Genomic DNA, 16,107 nt, shown 5'->3' on the forward strand with positions numbered 1-16,107 from the left:
TTTGCGACGATGATCCGGATCCTTCTGGCATTTGTCGTGCATCAAAACGAAATCTGGTTCCATCGATGTTTCATCTGATACTGACTCTGCCCTGGCTGGTTGTCGCGACCCGCTTCATCCTGCCGCTGCAATGGCCCTGGCCGGCAAAACTGCTTCTTGCGCTCATCCTGCTCGCCGCTTCGCAGTATCATTTCTTCAGTCGCCTCTCGTCGGGCTCGGTCTTCGCGCCGGAGTTCGCCAGGGAACTGGTAATCGGCTTCAACCTGCTCTTCGGTGCCATGGTCTTCCTGGCGGTGATGCAATTGCTGGCGGATCTCGTTGGCCTCTTGATCTTTTTCGTCAAAGGCGGCTTTCCCGTGCTGCCGAACGGCCTGCGCTACGCCATGGGTGGCCTCGCCCTGGGGATGGCCGGTCTCGGCGTCGCCCAGGCGATCAGTGTGCCGCCGGTCAAGCGCATCGATGTTCAAATCCCGGGACTGGCGCCCGAGTTCGATGGGTATCGGCTCATACAGCTCACGGACATGCATATCAGTCGCCTGTTTCCGGCCCGTTGGGCGGAAGCGGTCGTTGCACGGACGAATGAACTGGACGCGGATCTCATCGTGATCACCGGCGACCTGATCGACGGGGGCGTCGAACTGAGGCGTGAGGATGTGCGCCCACTGGCCGAACTGCGCGCACGGGATGGCGTTCTGACCGTTCCGGGCAATCATGAGTATTTCTTCGATGTCGATCGCTGGATGGCGCATTTCGCCGGCCAGAACATGCAGATCCTGTCGAATTCGCATCGGGTGATCACCCGCGGCGAGGGGCAGCTGGTGGTTGCCGGTGTCACGGATCTGTCGGCGTCGCGCACCGGTGCCCCGGCGCCCGATGTCGCCGCGGCGATCCGCAATGCGCCCGCCGAAGTGCCGGTCATTCTGTTGGATCATCAACCGAAGATGGCGGACCGTGCGGCCGAACTCGGCGTCGTGCTGCAGTTGTCGGGTCACACTCATGGCGGCATGGTGCGTGGGCTCGATCGTCTCGTGGCCAATGCCAACAATGGTTATGTCTCGGGGTTCTACCAGATTGGCGGCATGCAGCTCTACGTCAACAACGGTACGGGCCTCTGGCCTGGTTTCGCGTTGCGCCTCGGCGTGCCGTCTGAACTGACCGAATTCACGCTCAGGCGCGGCTGAGCGGGCAGGGACACGAGAACCGCCCGCGCCGGAGAGCGCGGGCGGCTTGTAGTTACGACGGAGGCGTTCTCTGTTCGCAGGATTGGCGAGCAGGCGTCAGGATGCAGCGCGGTAGGAGGTGGTCCGCATCCGGGCTGCCCGTTCGGCCGGTGTCCAGACCTCCTTGCCGCCGTCGCGGATCTCGCTGCGGCGGTTGAGCTTGAAGCGATTGACGAGTTCGGCAAGCACCGAGGCGCCATCCGATACCGCTCGGCTGATCTCGGTCGACTGGGCGACCATGGCGGCGTTCGCCTTCGTCATGCCGTCGACGTCGCTGACGGCACCGTTGATCGCTTCAAGGGCTGCCGTCTCTTCTGCCGCAGAGGTGGCGATGCGATCGACATTCTTGTCGATGGCCGATACGAATTTCTCGATCTCCTGAAGCACGCGGCCCGTCTCGCCGACAAGACGGACGCCTTCCTGGACCTCGTTGGCCGAGGTGCTGACCAGCGTCTTGATTTCCTTCGCCGCATTGGCCGATCGCTGGGCGAGTTCGCGCACCTCCTGGGCGACGACGGCAAAGCCCTTGCCGGCTTCACCTGCACGGGCCGCCTCGACGCCCGCATTGAGCGCGAGCAGATTGGTCTGGAAGGCGATCTCGTCGATCACGCCGATGATCTTGCCGATCTCGTTGGACGCATCCTCAATCCGTTGCATCGCGCTGACGGTGTCGCCTACCACGGCAACCGATGACGTGGCGGCGGCGCGCGCTTCCGTTGCGATCTGGCGGGTCTCCCGCGTCTGTTCGGTCGCCGTCCTCAGTTTGACTGTCGCTTCTGACAGGGCCGCTGCCGTCTGCTCGAGAGCGACGACCTGCTGGTGAGTCCGGTCGGACAGCTCTTCGGCTGAGTTCTTCATCGTGCTGCCGTTGCGGGCCAGTTCGTGGGTCTGATCGAGCACGCCGGATAGCGTCTGCTGGAAGGCGCTGATCGATGCGTTGAAGTCACGCCGGAGTGGTTCGAACTCAGTGCTGAAGGGCTGGTCGAGGGTAACACGGATATTGCTTTCGGCGAGACGGCCGAGGCCAGCGCCAAGCTCCTCGATGACGCGAATGCGCTCCGTGACATCGGTGGCGAACTTGACCACCTTCAGCACCTTGCCGTCCACATCCATGATCGGATTGTAGGAGGCCTGGATATGGATCTTCTTTCCGCCCTTGCCGAAACGGGTGAACTGGTCGGCAACGAACCGGCCTTCGCCAAGGCCACGCCAGAAATCGCGGTATTCGCCGGAGGCGGCATAGTCCCCATCGCAGAAGATGGAATGATGGCGTCCAACGATTTCGGACAGGGAGTAGCCCATGGCGCCGAGGAAGTTTGCATTGGCATGCAGGATCTCACCCTCCGGCGTGAATTCGATAATCGCCTGGGCGCGATCAAGGGCTGCAAGCTTGCCTTCGGCATCCAGCGACTTCAGCTTCATCGCGGTGATGTCGGTGGCAAACTTGACGACCTTGTGCGGGCGGCCGCCCTTGAGGACCGGATTATAGGTCGCCTCGATCCAGATTTCACGGCCGCCCTTGGCGACCCGCTTGTATTGGCGCTGGTCAAAATTGCCGGCTGCCAGATTGCGCCAGAACTGCTTGTATTCAGCGGAACCGGCCTCCGCCTTCGTGACGAACATGCGATGATGCTGACCGACGATCTCGTGGGGCTGATAGCCCATCGCCTTCAGGAAATTCTCGTTTGCGTGGAGGATGCGGCCTTCGAGGTCGAACTCGATGATGGCCTGGGATTTTTCGAGGGCGTTGAGGATGGACCGGGCATCGCTGCCAAAGGCGAAAAGGGACATGCAAATCTCTAAGTTTTGGAGCGGCTACGCAAACCTGCCGCTTTGAAACGATTATATCTGCTAACTTACTGAAGCCTTAAAAATGGGGCTGGTGTCGCGTTGGGTTGACAGTTTTCTTGCTGGTTGCGACGCCGTCCAGAGAACACTCGCTGTTATCGATGCGACATGTTTCGTCGCAGCATGGTCTTCTGGCTTTCATGCGGGCAATCTAGCTTTGTCGGATCAATCTTTGCCGCCAAGGGAGCGTTTTCCATGAAGAGCCATGCGCGTGTCGTCGTCATCGGCGGGGGTGTCGTCGGGTGTTCGGTCCTCTATCACCTGACCAAGTTCGGCTGGACCGACGTGGTGCTTCTGGAGCGTTCGGAGCTGACCTCCGGCTCGACCTGGCATGCGGCCGGCGGCATGCACACGATCAACGGTGATCCGAACGTCGCCAAGCTGCAGAAATACACGGTCGAGCTCTACAAGGAGATCGAGGAATATTCCGGCCAGGACATCGGGTTGCACATGACCTCGGGCCTGATGCTGGCGGCCACCAAGGAGCGCTTCGACTGGATGAAGTCGCTGCTTGCCAAGGGCAAGTATGCCGGCGGCGAGGCGACGCTGATTTCGGCGCAGGAAGCCTATGAGATGATGCCGCTGCTCGACCCCAAGCAGTTTGTCGGCGCGGTCTTTGATCCGCATGAAGGCCATCTCGATCCTTATGGCACCACCCATGCCTATGCGAAGTCGGCCAAGAAGAACGGTGCCGAGATCTATCTGCACACCAAGGTCGAGGATCTGGTGCAGCTGGAAGACGGCACCTGGCGGGTGATCACGAATAAGGGCGAGATCCGGGCCGAGCATGTCGTCAATGCCGCCGGCCTCTGGGCGCGTGAAGTCGGCCGCATGGTCGGGCTGGAACTGCCGGTGCTGGCCATGGAGCACATGTATCTGATCACCGAGGACATGCCGGAGGTCATCGAATTCAACAAGACGACCGGCAAGGAGCTGATGCACTGCGTCGATTTCGATGGCGAGATCTATATCCGACAGGAGCGCAACGGCATGCTGATGGGCACCTATGAAAAGGATTGCCGTCCCTGGTCGCCGATCGAGACACCCTGGACCTTCGGCCATGAGCTTCTGGCGGAAGACCTCGAGCGCATTACCAACGAGCTTGAAATCGGCTTCCGGCATTTCCCGGCCTTCAACAATGCCGGTATCAAGAAAATCATCAACGGCCCCTTTACCTTCTCGCCGGACGGTAACCCGCTGGTCGGCCCCGTGCGCGGCATGACGAATTTCTGGTCGGCCTGTGCGGTCATGGCCGGCTTCTCTCAGGGCGGCGGCGTGGGCTTGGCACTTGCCAACTGGATCATCGAGGGCGATCCGGGCTTTGATGTGTTTGCCATGGATGTCTGCCGTTACGGCGATTATGCGACACTTGCCTATACCAACGCCAAGGTTCGCGAGAATTACTCCCGCCGCTTCTCGATCCGCTATCCGAACGAAGAGCTTCCGGGCGCACGCCCGCTGCTGACAACGCCTGTCTACGATAAGCTGAAGGCGGCCGGTGCCGTGTTCGGCGCGTCCTATGGTCTGGAAACTCCGCTCTGGTTTGCACCTGAGGGTGTCGAGGACGCCTTTTCCTGGCGTCGCTCCACCGATTTCGAGGCTGTGGGCCGTGAGGCCAAAGCCGTGCGCGAGAGCGTCGGCCTGATGGAGACCTCGGGCTTTGCCAAATACATGGTGAGCGGGGTGGGCTCACGCGCCTGGCTGGATCACATGCTGGCCTGCAAGCTACCGGAAGTCGGCCGCATGGCGCTGGCGCCGATGCTGAACGAGGCGGGCAAGCTGATCGGTGACTTCACGGTTGCCAATCTCGATGACGAGGATTTCCTGATCATCGGCTCCGGCATCGCCGAGGATTATCATATGCGCTGGTTCGAGAGCCATCTGCCGGAGGATGGTTCCGTCGATATTGAGGCCCTCAACCTCAGCCTTGTGGGCTTGTCGATCGCAGGACCGAAGTCGCGCGAGGTGCTCGCCAAGCTCACCCATCTCGAAGTGTCCGACACCGCACTGCCCTTCATGGCGATCCGCGAGATGGATCTTGGCATGGCGCCAGTCATGCTCGGCCGCGTCAGCTATACCGGCGATCTCGGCTATGAGATCTGGATGCGCCCCGAATACCAGCGCTACGTCTTCGATACGCTGATGGAGGCAGGGGCGGAGTTCGGCATCACGCTCTTCGGTCTGCGCGCGCTGAATGCACTCAGGTTGGAGAAGAGCTTCGGCAGCTGGTCGCGGGAATATCGTCCGCTTTACGGGCCGCTTGAAGCGGGGCTGTCGCGCTTCGTCGCGCTCAAGAAAGAGGCGAGCTTCATCGGCAAGCAGGCGGCAATGGAGGAGAAGCTGTCCGGCGGTACGCTCCGGCTGCGGACCTTCATTATCGATGCTAAGGATGCGGATGTGATCGGTGACGAGCCTATCTCTTACAAGGGGGAGGTGCGCGGCTGGGTGACGTCGGGTGGCTTTGCCCATCCGAGCGGGGTCTCGGTCGCAATCGGCTATGTTCCGAAGGAGATCGCAGACGAAATCGACGGCTGGGAAGTGGAGATTCTTGGGGAAATCTTGCCGGCCAGGCTCCAGCCTCAGTCGCTTTTTGACGCCAACGGGTCGCGAATGAGAAACTGAACCGTTTTCGACATAAATGGGCTTGCTTTAGTTCCATCCAATAGAAAGCAGGTCGCGCCCGCGACCTGCTGATTTCGTAAGCTTTTTCTGCTGCTTTTTTGTGTGACCTGTTATCTCTGGGGCGAAAGCGCCTGTTAACAGTAACATTTTGTCTGACGCCTGCCTTTTTGGCTTCACATTTTCGGACAAAGCGATATGGAATCCCCCGACGCCTATGCCCGCAAGGGATAACAAAATGAGACGCAACAGCAAGGCGCGTCCGGGGGATAATATATGGAGTACTTTGCCCAGCAGCTCATCAACGGGCTGACTCTTGGTTCCATCTATGGCCTTATCGCTATCGGCTATACGATGGTCTACGGCATCATCGGCATGATCAACTTTGCCCATGGTGATATCTTCATGCTTGGCGGCTTTGCCGCTCTCATCGCATTCTTGGTCCTGACATCCTTCTTTGCTGGCGTTCCCGTGGCGGTCGCCCTGTTTGTGATGTTGATCGTCGCGATGCTGATGACCAGCCTGTGGAACTGGGTCATCGAGCGGGTCGCCTATCGGCCGCTGCGCGGTTCCTTCCGCCTCGCGCCGTTGATTACGGCGATCGGCATGTCGATCGTTCTGTCCAACTTCATCCAGATCTCGCAGGGTCCGCGCAACAAGCCGATCCCGCCGCTGGTCAGTGATGTTCTGCATTTCGGCAATATCACCATCGCGCTGAAGCAGGTGATCATCGTCGTGGTGACTGTCGTCCTGCTCGCCGCATTCTGGTATATCGTCAACAAGACACCGCTGGGTCGCGCTCAGCGCGCCACGGAGCAGGACCGCAAGATGGCGGCACTGCTCGGCGTCGATGTCGACCGGACGATTTCCATCACCTTCGTGATGGGGGCGGCACTCGCTGCAGTCGCTGGCACGATGTACCTGATGTATTACGGTGTCGCATCGTTCCACGACGGCTTCATTCCGGGGGTCAAGGCCTTCACCGCGGCCGTTCTCGGCGGCATCGGTTCCCTGCCGGGCGCCGTGCTTGGTGGTCTGCTCATCGGTCTGATCGAGTCGCTCTGGTCCGCCTATTTCAGCATCGCTTACAAGGATGTCGCAACTTTCGGCATCCTGGCATTCGTGCTGATCTTCAAGCCCACCGGCATCCTCGGACGTCCGGAAGTCGAGAAGGTTTGATCCCATGACTACTTCTGAAAACGTAAATGGTGCCGCGTCGTCCGGCACCCTGGCGCGCGCCATCAAGGAAGGCCTGTTCGCCGGTATCATCGCACTTGGTCTGTTCAGCCTCTACATCGGCATCAAGACCGATCAGAATATGGCGAATGAACTGATCTGGTACACGCGTCCCGGCCTGCTCGCAGTGTTCGTAGTGATCGCCGCAGTCGGCCGCTTCGCGATGGTGGCGTTCATTGCGCCATGGTTCGCGGCCCGCCGGGAAAAGAAGTCCGCTTCCGTTCCCGTGCACGAGATTGATGCGCAGCCGTCATTCTTCAAGACGCATTTCCTGAAGATCGCGCTGCTTGCGCTGATCCTCTACCCGCCGGTCATCGTTGCGCTGACCGGGGTTCAGGGTTCTCTCAAGTATGTCGATAACTTCGGCATCCAGATCCTGATCTACGTCATGCTTGCCTGGGGGCTCAACATCGTTGTCGGTCTCGCTGGCCTGCTCGATCTCGGTTACGTCGCCTTCTATGCAGTCGGTGCCTATTCCTACGCACTGCTTGCCCAGAATTTCGGCCTGTCTTTCTGGCTGCTTCTGCCGCTCGCCGGTATCCTGGCCGCCTTCTGGGGTATCATCCTGGGCTTCCCGGTGCTGCGTCTCCGAGGGGACTATCTGGCTATCGTGACGCTCGCCTTCGGGGAAATCATCCGACTGGTGCTGATCAACTGGCAGGACGTTACCAAGGGTACCTTCGGTATCTCCAGCATTCCGAAGGCGACGCTGTTCGGCATGCCTTTCGATGCTTCGGCCGGCGGTTTTGCCAAGACTTTCGGCCTGCCGATGTCATCAGCCTATTACAAGATCTACCTGTTCTATGTGATCCTGGCGCTGTGCTGCCTGACGGCTTATGTCACGATCAAGCTTCGCCGCATGCCGATCGGCCGTGCATGGGAAGCGCTGCGTGAAGACGAGATCGCCTGCCGCTCGCTCGGCATCAACACCGTCACGACCAAGCTTACGGCTTTCGCGATCGGTGCGATGTTCGGCGGCTTCGCTGGCTCCTTCTTCGCTGCACGTCAGGGCTTCGTTTCGCCGGAAAGCTTCGTGTTCCTCGAATCTGCCGTCATCCTTGCCATCGTCGTTCTCGGCGGCATGGGATCGCTGACGGGCATCGCGATTGCGGCGATCGTTATGATCGGCGGCACCGAAGCTCTGCGTGAGATGGAGTTCCTCAAGGTCATCTTCGGCCCCGAATTTACACCGGAACTGTACCGCATGATCCTCTTCGGCCTCGCCATGGTGATCGTCATGCTGTTCAAGCCGCGCGGTTTCGTCGGCAGCAGAGAACCGACGGCCTTCCTCAAGGAACGCAAGGCCGTCTCGGGCAGCTTCACCAAGGAGGGTCACGGCTAATGGCCTCCGGGAACACGACAATGAGCAATGACACGATCCTGAAAGTCGAGCATCTGTCGATGCGCTTTGGTGGCCTCATGGCCATCAACGACCTGTCCTTCGAAGCCAAGCGCGGCGAAATCACCGCGCTGATCGGGCCAAACGGTGCCGGCAAGACCACGGTCTTCAACTGCATCACCGGCTTCTATCGGCCGACCATGGGCATGATCACCCTGATCCAGAAATCCGGTGACCGCCATCTCCTCGAGCGGCTGCCAGACTTCGAGATCCCCAAGAAGGCAAAGGTGGCGCGGACGTTCCAGAACATCCGTTTGTTCTCCGGTCTGACGGTTCTCGAAAACCTTCTGGTGGCGCAGCACAATGCCCTGATGAAGGCATCCGGTTACACCGTACTCGGCCTGCTCGGCTTGCCGGCCTACAAGAAGGCCGAGTCTGAATCGATCGAGAAGGCTCGCTATTGGCTCGAGAAAGCGGATCTGGTCGAGCGCGCCGATGATCCGGCTGGCGATCTGCCCTATGGCGCCCAGCGTCGTCTGGAGATCTGCCGTGCCATGTGCACGGGTCCGGAGCTTCTGTGCCTGGATGAGCCGGCTGCCGGTCTCAACCCGAAGGAGTCTTTGGCGCTCAACACGCTGTTGCGCGCTATCCGCAATGAAGGCACCTCGCTGCTCCTCATCGAGCACGACATGTCAGTCGTCATGGAGATTTCCGATCACGTCGTCGTCCTGGAATACGGCCAGAAGATCTCCGACGGCACACCTGATCACGTCAAGAACGACCCGAAGGTCATCGCGGCCTATCTGGGTGTCGAGGATGAAGAATTGGAAGAAGTGATCCACGAAGTCGAAGCGATTGCCGGAGGAGAGCACTGATGTCCTCTGAACCGCTTCTCAAGGTTTCCGGCGTCGAAACCTATTACGGCAACATTCGCGCGCTCGCGGGCGTCGATGTCGAAGTGCACAAGGGTGAGATCGTGTCGCTGATCGGTGCCAATGGTGCCGGCAAGTCGACGCTGATGATGACCATCTGCGGCAGCCCGCAGGCGCGTGCCGGTCAGGTGGTCTTCGACGGCGAAGACATCACCGAGATGCCGACGCACCTGATTGCCCGTCGTCGCATTGCGCAGTCGCCGGAAGGCCGCCGCATTTTCCCGCGCATGACCGTGCTCGAGAACCTGCAGATGGGCGCCGGCCTCGACAACCTGAAATACTTCAAGGAGGACGTGGAGAAGGTGTTCACCATGTTCCCTCGTCTGAAGGAGCGCCAGAGCCAGCGCGGCGGTACGCTCTCCGGTGGCGAGCAGCAGATGCTGTCGATCGGTCGCGCTCTGATGTCGCGTCCGAAGCTGCTTCTCCTGGACGAGCCGTCGCTCGGTCTTGCGCCGCTGATCGTCAAGGGCATCTTCGAGCAGATCAAGCGGCTCAATAAGGAAGAAGGCCTGACCGTCTTCCTCGTCGAGCAGAATGCTTTCGCCGCACTGAAGCTGTCCGACCGTGCCTATGTCATGGTCAATGGCAAGGTGACGATGAGTGGTACGGGTAAGGAACTGCTGGCCGATCCGTCGGTTCGCGCGGCCTATCTCGAAGGCGGCCATCACTGAGCGCGGGGAGTATTTGACATGCAAGGTTTGTTTTTCGAAAGCGACACGACAGTTCGTCTCGTGCTGCGTTTCCTCGTTCTGCTCCTCGGCTTCTGGACCGCCTGGCGCACGGGCAAGGCCGCAGCGGAAGGCTGGGACGGCTATGGCACGGTTCTCGTCTATGTGCTCGGGCTGGGTTTTGCCATGCGTTTCCTGCACTATTCGCTGTTTGCCGGACCGTTCCTGAGCCCCTTCTATTACATCGTCGACGTCGTAATCCTGATGGCGTTTGCAGCGGCTGGTTTCCAGGCGCGCCGTACCACGCAGATGGTCGACAACTATTACTGGCTCTACGAGAGAACTTCGTATTTCTCGTGGAAGAACAAAGATTGACAAGTTGTTGTTTTCTGTCGCAGATTGGCGACAGAGGGCTACGGCATGGCATAAAACAAGGCCTCGGCCTGATACAAAAGAGTGGAACAGTTTTCCGGCGCAGTCACAGCGGGTATTGCGCAGGGTTTTTATCCTAAACCCGCACAAAAAACTTGGGAGCTACAATATGAAGAAGTCTCTTCTTTCGGCAGTTGCGCTGACGGCCATGGTTGCCTTCAGCGGCAGCGCGTATGCCGAGATCCTGGTCGGCGTCGCCGGCCCGCTGACTGGCCCGAACGCTGCCTTCGGTGCGCAGCTGCAGAAGGGTGCCGAGCAGGCTGCTGCCGACATCAACGCAGCTGGTGGCATCAACGGCGAAATGATCAAGGTTGTGCTCGGCGATGACGTCTCCGACGCCAAGCAGGGCGTTTCGGTCGCCAACAAATTCGTCGCCGACGGCGTCAAGTTCGTCATCGGTCACTTCAACTCGGGCGTTTCGATCCCGGCGTCTGAAGTCTATGCCGAAAACGGCATCCTGCAGATCACGCCTGCTTCGACCAACCCGAACTACACCGAGCGCGGCCTGTGGAACACCTTCCGCGTCTGCGGTCGTGACGACCAGCAGGGCGCAGTTGCCGGCAAGTACATCGCCGACAACTTCAAGGACGGCAAGGTTGCCGTTGTTCACGACAAGACGCCTTACGGCCAGGGTCTTGCCGACGAAACCAAGAAGGCGATGAACGAACTGGGCATCACCGAAGTGATCTACGAAGGCATCACTGCCGGCGAAAAGGATTACTCGGCCCTCATCGCCAAGATGAAGGAAGCCGGCGTCACCGTCGTCTACTTCGGCGGTCTGCACACGGAAGCCGGCCTGATCATGCGTCAGATGGACAGCCAGGGCCTGGAAGCGACCCTGATGTCTGGCGACGGCATCACCTCGAACGAACTTGCTTCGATCGCCGGTGACGCAGTCGACGGTACGCTCATGACCTTCCCGCCGGACCCGCGCAAGAACCCGAACGCTGCCGACGCCGTGAAGAAGTTCCGCGATGCTGGCTTCGAGCCTGAAGCCTACACGCTGTACTCCTACGCTGCCCTCCAGGTCATTGCTGACGCCGCCAAGGCTGCAGCTTCGGCCGACTCGGAAGCCGTTGCTACGGCTCTGAAGGAAAAGGGTCCGTTCACGACCGTCATCGGCGAACTCTCGTTCGACGCCAAGGGCGACATCACCCGTCCGGACTACGTCATGTACACCTGGAAGAAGGGCGAGGACGGCAAGTACTCGTACTTCCAGGACTAATTCGATCCTTCATCGGACCGACGGAAAGCCCGGCCTCGCGCCGGGCTTTCTGCGTTTTGGGGAGGATTTAGGAATTAGCCAATAGCCAATAGGTCGGCATTTGTATCTCGTGTCGCGCGTGACAGCGAAGACTTGAGAGCTGGTTCTTGCAAGATCGGATCGCCTTGCCGATTTTAACTGCCTACTGCCTACTGCCTACTGCCTACTGCCTACTGCCTACTGCCGCTCACGTTCCCCGCAACACATCCGCTGCTTTCACAGCCGCCGATGCACGGTTCTCCACCCCGAGCTTCGAATAGATCTGCTCCAGATGCTTGTTCACCGTGCGCGAGGACAGGCCGAGGATCTCGCCGATATCGCGATTGGCCTTGCCCTTGGCGATCCAGAGCAGGACCTCGCTTTCCCGGTGCGTCAGGCCGAAGCTCTCGCGCAGCATTTCGTCTTCGCTCTGCCTGTTGGCTGAGGTGAGGCGGAAGAGATATTCGTCAGCGCCGATCGTGCCGAGCAATGACAGCGTCAGCGGCAGCCCGGTTGCGCCCGGAAAGGCAAAGCTCACTTCCACCCGTTGTGGTGTTCCGGTTCGGCGATGGGCCAGCCATTCGGCGGCGGCCTTCGCCACATTGCCGATGCCGTCGGCATGACCGATCGCCGTCTCGATCAGACGGTTGGCCTGCGGCGTCGTCCAGTGCACCTGACCGTCCCCCCTGATGGCGAGCAGATGGCGCCCGGCGGCATCGAGGGCGACGCGGGCGCTCTGGGCCGAGCGGGCGTTCGACAGGTGAACGCGGATGCGGGCGCGCAACTCGTCGATATTGATCGGCTTGGTGAGGTAGTCTACGCCGCCTGATTCCAGCGCCTTGACCACATGTTCGGTCTCAGTGAGCCCGGTCATGAAGATGACCGGGACCTGAGCAACCACCGGATCGGCCTTCAAGGTGCGGCAGGTCTCGAACCCGTCCATGCCGGGCATGACAGCGTCGAGCAGAATGAGGTCGGGGCTGATGCGGGCAACGATCGAGAGGGCGCCATGGCCCGAAGTGGCGATCAGGACGGAATAGCCAGAGGCTTCCAGCGCTTCGGTGAGGAAGCCGAGCGCGTCGGGACTGTCGTCCACCAGAAGCACGATATCGCGGCGGTTCGCCTCAGCCATGGATCGGCTCCCTGCCGGTTTCGAATGAGGTCAGGAAGCTGCGCAGGCCGGCGAGGTCGAAGGCCTGCAGATAGGCGCGTGCCGCGTCGACGAAGGCCGTCGTGTTGCCCAGCCCGCCGAGTTCGGCAAGCTTCGCCTCGATGCCGCGCACATAGCCGATATCGCAGAGGCTGATCAACTCCTCGACATGCATCGCCCCCGGCGAGACCGGCCGCTCCGGTGGCGCTGCCGGCTGAAGCAGGCGTGGGTCGTCGGCATAGATCCAGTCGAGGCCGAGAAAGCGGGCGAGCTTGTCGCGTAGACGGGTGATGTCGACCGGCTTTGTGATGGCGTCGTCATGGCCCTCGCCGCCGGGGGCAGGGGCGTCGCCGACATTTGCCGAGAGCATCAGGATCGGCGCCTTCTGGCCGGCGTCACGCAGCTTTTCAACGAGTTGCCAGCCATTCATGCCCGGCATCGAAATGTCGACAAGAAAAAGGTCGGCCTTCACGCCTTCGATGAGTGTCAGGCATTCGGGCCCGCCACCGGCTGTCAGCACGACGAAGTCGAGCGGGGCGAGCACCTCGCGCATCAGTTCGCGGTGGTCCTCGTTGTCGTCTACGACGACGATCGTGCGGCGCGGGCCGGTATAGGAGACGATCTTGCGCTCCGGTGCAGGCGCTGTGTTCGGCCGGTCGATGGCCGACAGCATCAGGCGCACCTTGAAGGTCGAGCCCTTGTCGCGTTCGCTGGTGACCGAGATCTCGCCGCCAAGCGTGTTGGTCAGGAGCTTTGTGATGGTGAGGCCAAGGCCGAGGCCCGGCTGCGGTCGTATGTTGTCTGCCTCGCCGCGCTGGAAGGGCTCGTAGATGCGGTTAAGGTCCTTTTCCGAGATGCCGCGGCCGGTGTCGCTGACGGTGAAGGTCGCAACCTGACTGCGATAGTCCACGGCAAAGCGGATCGTGCCTTCTTCTGTAAACTTGATGGCGTTCGATAGCAGATTGACGAGGATCTGGCGCAGGCGCCGCTCGTCCGTGCGCACGTAGAGCGGCAGGGCGCGCGCGCGCTGGTGCTCGAAGAGAATGCCCTTGGCTGCCGCCTGGGGGGCGAACATGTCGATCAGCTGGTCTAGGAAATCCTGGATGTTGACCTCGTTGGAGAAGACCTGCAGGCGGCCTGCCTCGATCTTTGAGATGTCGAGGAGGCCGTCGATCAGGCCGGACAGATGGTCGGCGGAGCGACGGATGACCTTTATCGCAGACTGGCGCGGCACTGGGATCGTCTCGTCGCGTTCGAGGATCTGGGCATAACCGAGCACGGCATTGAGCGGCGTGCGCAACTCGTGGGAGAGGCCGACGACATAACGGCTCTTTGCCCGGTTCGCCGCTTCTGCCGTCTCCTTAGCATTCTGAAGTGCGGCATCGGTCTTCCGGTGTGCGGCGATTTCCTTGAGCAGCAGCGTGTTCTGACGGGAGGATTCTTCTTCCGCCACCACTCGGCTGTCATGGGCGAGCACGTAGAACCAGGAGACGATGCCAGCGATGATGGCGAAGATGAAGAAGACGACGGTGACCGTGCGGTTGACCACACCGGTCATCGCAGGGGTCGCGGCATTCACTTGATGGGCGATGACCGCAAGGATGATGCCGATGACGGAAATCGAAATCATGGCGGTCAGCGCGTAGCGACCGAGACGGGTCGAGAAGGTCTCGATCACTGCGTCGGGCAGAAGGGCGCGGGCAACCGTCGCGGCCTGCGCATTGATCTTGGCGTGCGGCTTGCACATGTCGTGACAGCGGCTGTCGAGCGTGCAGCAGAGCGAGCAGATCGGGGCTGCATAGGCGGGGCACCAGGCCATGTCCTCCGGCTCGAACGGGTGCTCACAGATCGAACAGGTGATGCCGGTCTGGTTCTTCCAGCTGTCGCGCGGCTTGCGCGCCAGGTAGAACTTGCCGTCGGTTGCCCAGGCGATCAGCGGTGAGATCACAAAGGCGACCAGCGTCACGTAGGTCGATAGGGAAGCCATGGTCGAGCCGAAGGCGCCGAAATGGGCGGCGAGGGCAAGGCCTGCCGAGAGCGCCATGGTGCCGCAGCCGACGGGATTGATGTCGTAGAGGTGGGCGCGCTTGAACTCGATGCCGGGCGGCGACAAGCCCAGCTTCTTGTTGACGAAGAGATCGGCTGAGATGGCGCAAAGCCAACTCATGGCGATGATCGAGAATATGCCGAGCGTCTCTTCGAGCAGGCCATAGATGCCGAGTTCCATCAAGAGCAGGGCGATCGCGACGTTGAAGACCAGCCAGACGACGCGGCCCGGATGGCTGTGGGTCAGACGCGAGAAGAAGTTCGACCAGGCGAGCGAGCCTGCATAGGCGTTCATCACGTTGATCTTGAGCTGGGAGATCACCACGAAGCCTGCCATCAGCAGCATGGCGGCCATCTCATTCGGGATCATGTAGCCGAAGGCCGCGACATACATGTGGGCGGGATCGGCGGCCTCGCTGATCGGCACGCCGGTGGCGAGTGTCAATACCGCGAGGAAGGAGCCGGCGAGCAGTTTCGGAACGCCGAGCACGACCCAGCCAGAGCCGGCAAGAAAGATCGCGATGCGGTGGTGCAGTTTGCGGGGCCCTTCCGGGGGCAGGAAGCGCAGGAAGTCGACCTGCTCGCCGATCTGCGGCATCAGCGCCAGTATGACGGCTGAAGCGGCGCCGAATTCCAGGAGATTGAAGGGGGCGGTCTCGCCCAGATGGGCGTTGGAATGGCCGACACCGGCGAAAGCCAGCCAGAGGTCGATCTTTTCCCAATCGAGAAAGGCGATGAAGACGAAGGGCAGAATGTTGAGCACGATCCAGAAGGGCTGGGTGATCAGCTGGAACTTCGAGATCATCCGGATGCCGTAGGTCACCAGCGGCAGCACGGCGACAGCGGAGATGATGTAGCCGAGCCAGAGCGGAATGCCGAAGGCGAGCTCGAGCGCCTTGGTCATGATCGAAGCCTCGATGGCAAAGAGCATGAAGGTGAAGGCTGCATAGATCAGCGAGGTGATGGTCGATCCGATATAGCCGAAGCCGGCGCCCCGGGTCAGAAGATCGATATCGACCCCGTGGCGGATTGCGTAGCGGCTGATCGGTATGCCGACGAGCAGCATCAGGATCGCGGCGACGATGATGGCGAAGAAGGCGTTGGTCGTGCCGTAGGCGATGGTGATCGTACCGCCGATCGCTTCGAGTGCCAGAAAACTAATCGCGCCGATTGCGGTTTGTGAAATACGGCTGGAGGAGAATTTGCGAGCGCTCTTCGCCGTAAAGCGCAGCGCATAGTCTTCCAGCGTCTGGTTCGCAACCCAGCGATTGTATTCGCGGCGAACGGGGATGATGCGTTGGCGTGCGGCCATGCCTAAATTCTAGCGCCTTGTTGTGAGTGGCTTTCCTTTAGGCATTTTCACGCGATTGTCCA

General features: G+C 60.6%; 11 protein-coding genes. 8 read left to right on the forward strand and 3 right to left on the reverse strand.

Features of this window, described 5'->3' with window-relative positions; translation table 11 throughout:
* Positions 1-65: 65 nt before the first annotated feature.
* Complete coding sequence (locus BW978_RS08920; RefSeq protein WP_076394212.1) at positions 66-1,181, forward strand: metallophosphoesterase; 1,116 nt, start codon at positions 66-68, stop codon at positions 1,179-1,181.
* A gap of 96 nt (positions 1,182-1,277) precedes the next feature.
* Here the strand turns inward: BW978_RS08920 and BW978_RS08925 are convergent, their stop codons facing one another.
* On the reverse strand, positions 1,278-3,011 hold the full coding sequence (locus BW978_RS08925; RefSeq protein WP_076394213.1) for a methyl-accepting chemotaxis protein: 1,734 nt from the start codon (positions 3,009-3,011) through the stop codon (positions 1,278-1,280).
* 252 nt (positions 3,012-3,263) lie between these two features.
* Here BW978_RS08925 and BW978_RS08930 point away from each other — a divergent pair, with 252 nt between their 5' ends.
* From BW978_RS08930 to BW978_RS08960, 7 genes are all read left to right on the forward strand, one after another.
* Complete coding sequence (locus BW978_RS08930) at positions 3,264-5,690, forward strand: GcvT family protein (protein WP_076394214.1); 2,427 nt, start codon at positions 3,264-3,266, stop codon at positions 5,688-5,690.
* Between the two features lie 273 nt (positions 5,691-5,963).
* Positions 5,964-6,866 carry a branched-chain amino acid ABC transporter permease gene (locus BW978_RS08935; RefSeq protein ID WP_076394215.1) on the forward strand — a complete coding sequence of 301 codons (903 nt, stop codon included), beginning with the start codon at positions 5,964-5,966 and terminating at the stop codon, positions 6,864-6,866.
* 4 nt (positions 6,867-6,870) lie between these two features.
* Positions 6,871-8,265, forward strand: coding sequence for a high-affinity branched-chain amino acid ABC transporter permease LivM (gene livM / locus BW978_RS08940; RefSeq protein ID WP_076394216.1), 1,395 nt, complete (start codon positions 6,871-6,873; stop codon positions 8,263-8,265).
* A complete protein-coding gene (locus tag BW978_RS08945; RefSeq protein WP_076394217.1) occupies positions 8,265-9,137 on the forward strand; it encodes an ABC transporter ATP-binding protein in 873 nt (290 codons plus the stop codon). The genes livM and BW978_RS08945 overlap by 1 nt, the downstream gene beginning before the upstream one ends.
* Entirely contained in the window at positions 9,137-9,865 is a 729-nt protein-coding gene (locus BW978_RS08950) for an ABC transporter ATP-binding protein (protein ID WP_076394218.1), read from the forward strand. The genes BW978_RS08945 and BW978_RS08950 overlap by 1 nt, the downstream gene beginning before the upstream one ends.
* A gap of 18 nt (positions 9,866-9,883) precedes the next feature.
* Positions 9,884-10,237, forward strand: a complete 354-nt coding sequence (locus tag BW978_RS08955; RefSeq protein ID WP_054148355.1) for a DUF6867 family protein — start codon at positions 9,884-9,886, stop codon at positions 10,235-10,237.
* Between the two features lie 166 nt (positions 10,238-10,403).
* The gene (locus tag BW978_RS08960) at positions 10,404-11,519 is read left to right on the forward strand and encodes a branched-chain amino acid ABC transporter substrate-binding protein (RefSeq protein ID WP_076394219.1); all 1,116 of its coding nucleotides are present in this window, start codon (positions 10,404-10,406) and stop codon (positions 11,517-11,519) included.
* A 226-nt stretch (positions 11,520-11,745) separates the two neighbouring features.
* Here the strand turns inward: BW978_RS08960 and BW978_RS08965 are convergent, their stop codons facing one another.
* Complete coding sequence (locus BW978_RS08965) at positions 11,746-12,669, reverse strand: response regulator transcription factor (RefSeq protein ID WP_076394220.1); 924 nt, start codon at positions 12,667-12,669, stop codon at positions 11,746-11,748.
* A complete protein-coding gene (locus tag BW978_RS08970; RefSeq protein ID WP_076394221.1) occupies positions 12,662-16,045 on the reverse strand; it encodes a hybrid sensor histidine kinase/response regulator in 3,384 nt (1,127 codons plus the stop codon). The genes BW978_RS08965 and BW978_RS08970 overlap by 8 nt, the downstream gene beginning before the upstream one ends.
* Positions 16,046-16,107: the final 62 nt, after the last annotated feature.

Source organism: Rhizobium sp. RU33A, assembly GCF_900156055.1.
GTDB lineage: Bacteria > Pseudomonadota > Alphaproteobacteria > Rhizobiales > Rhizobiaceae > Allorhizobium.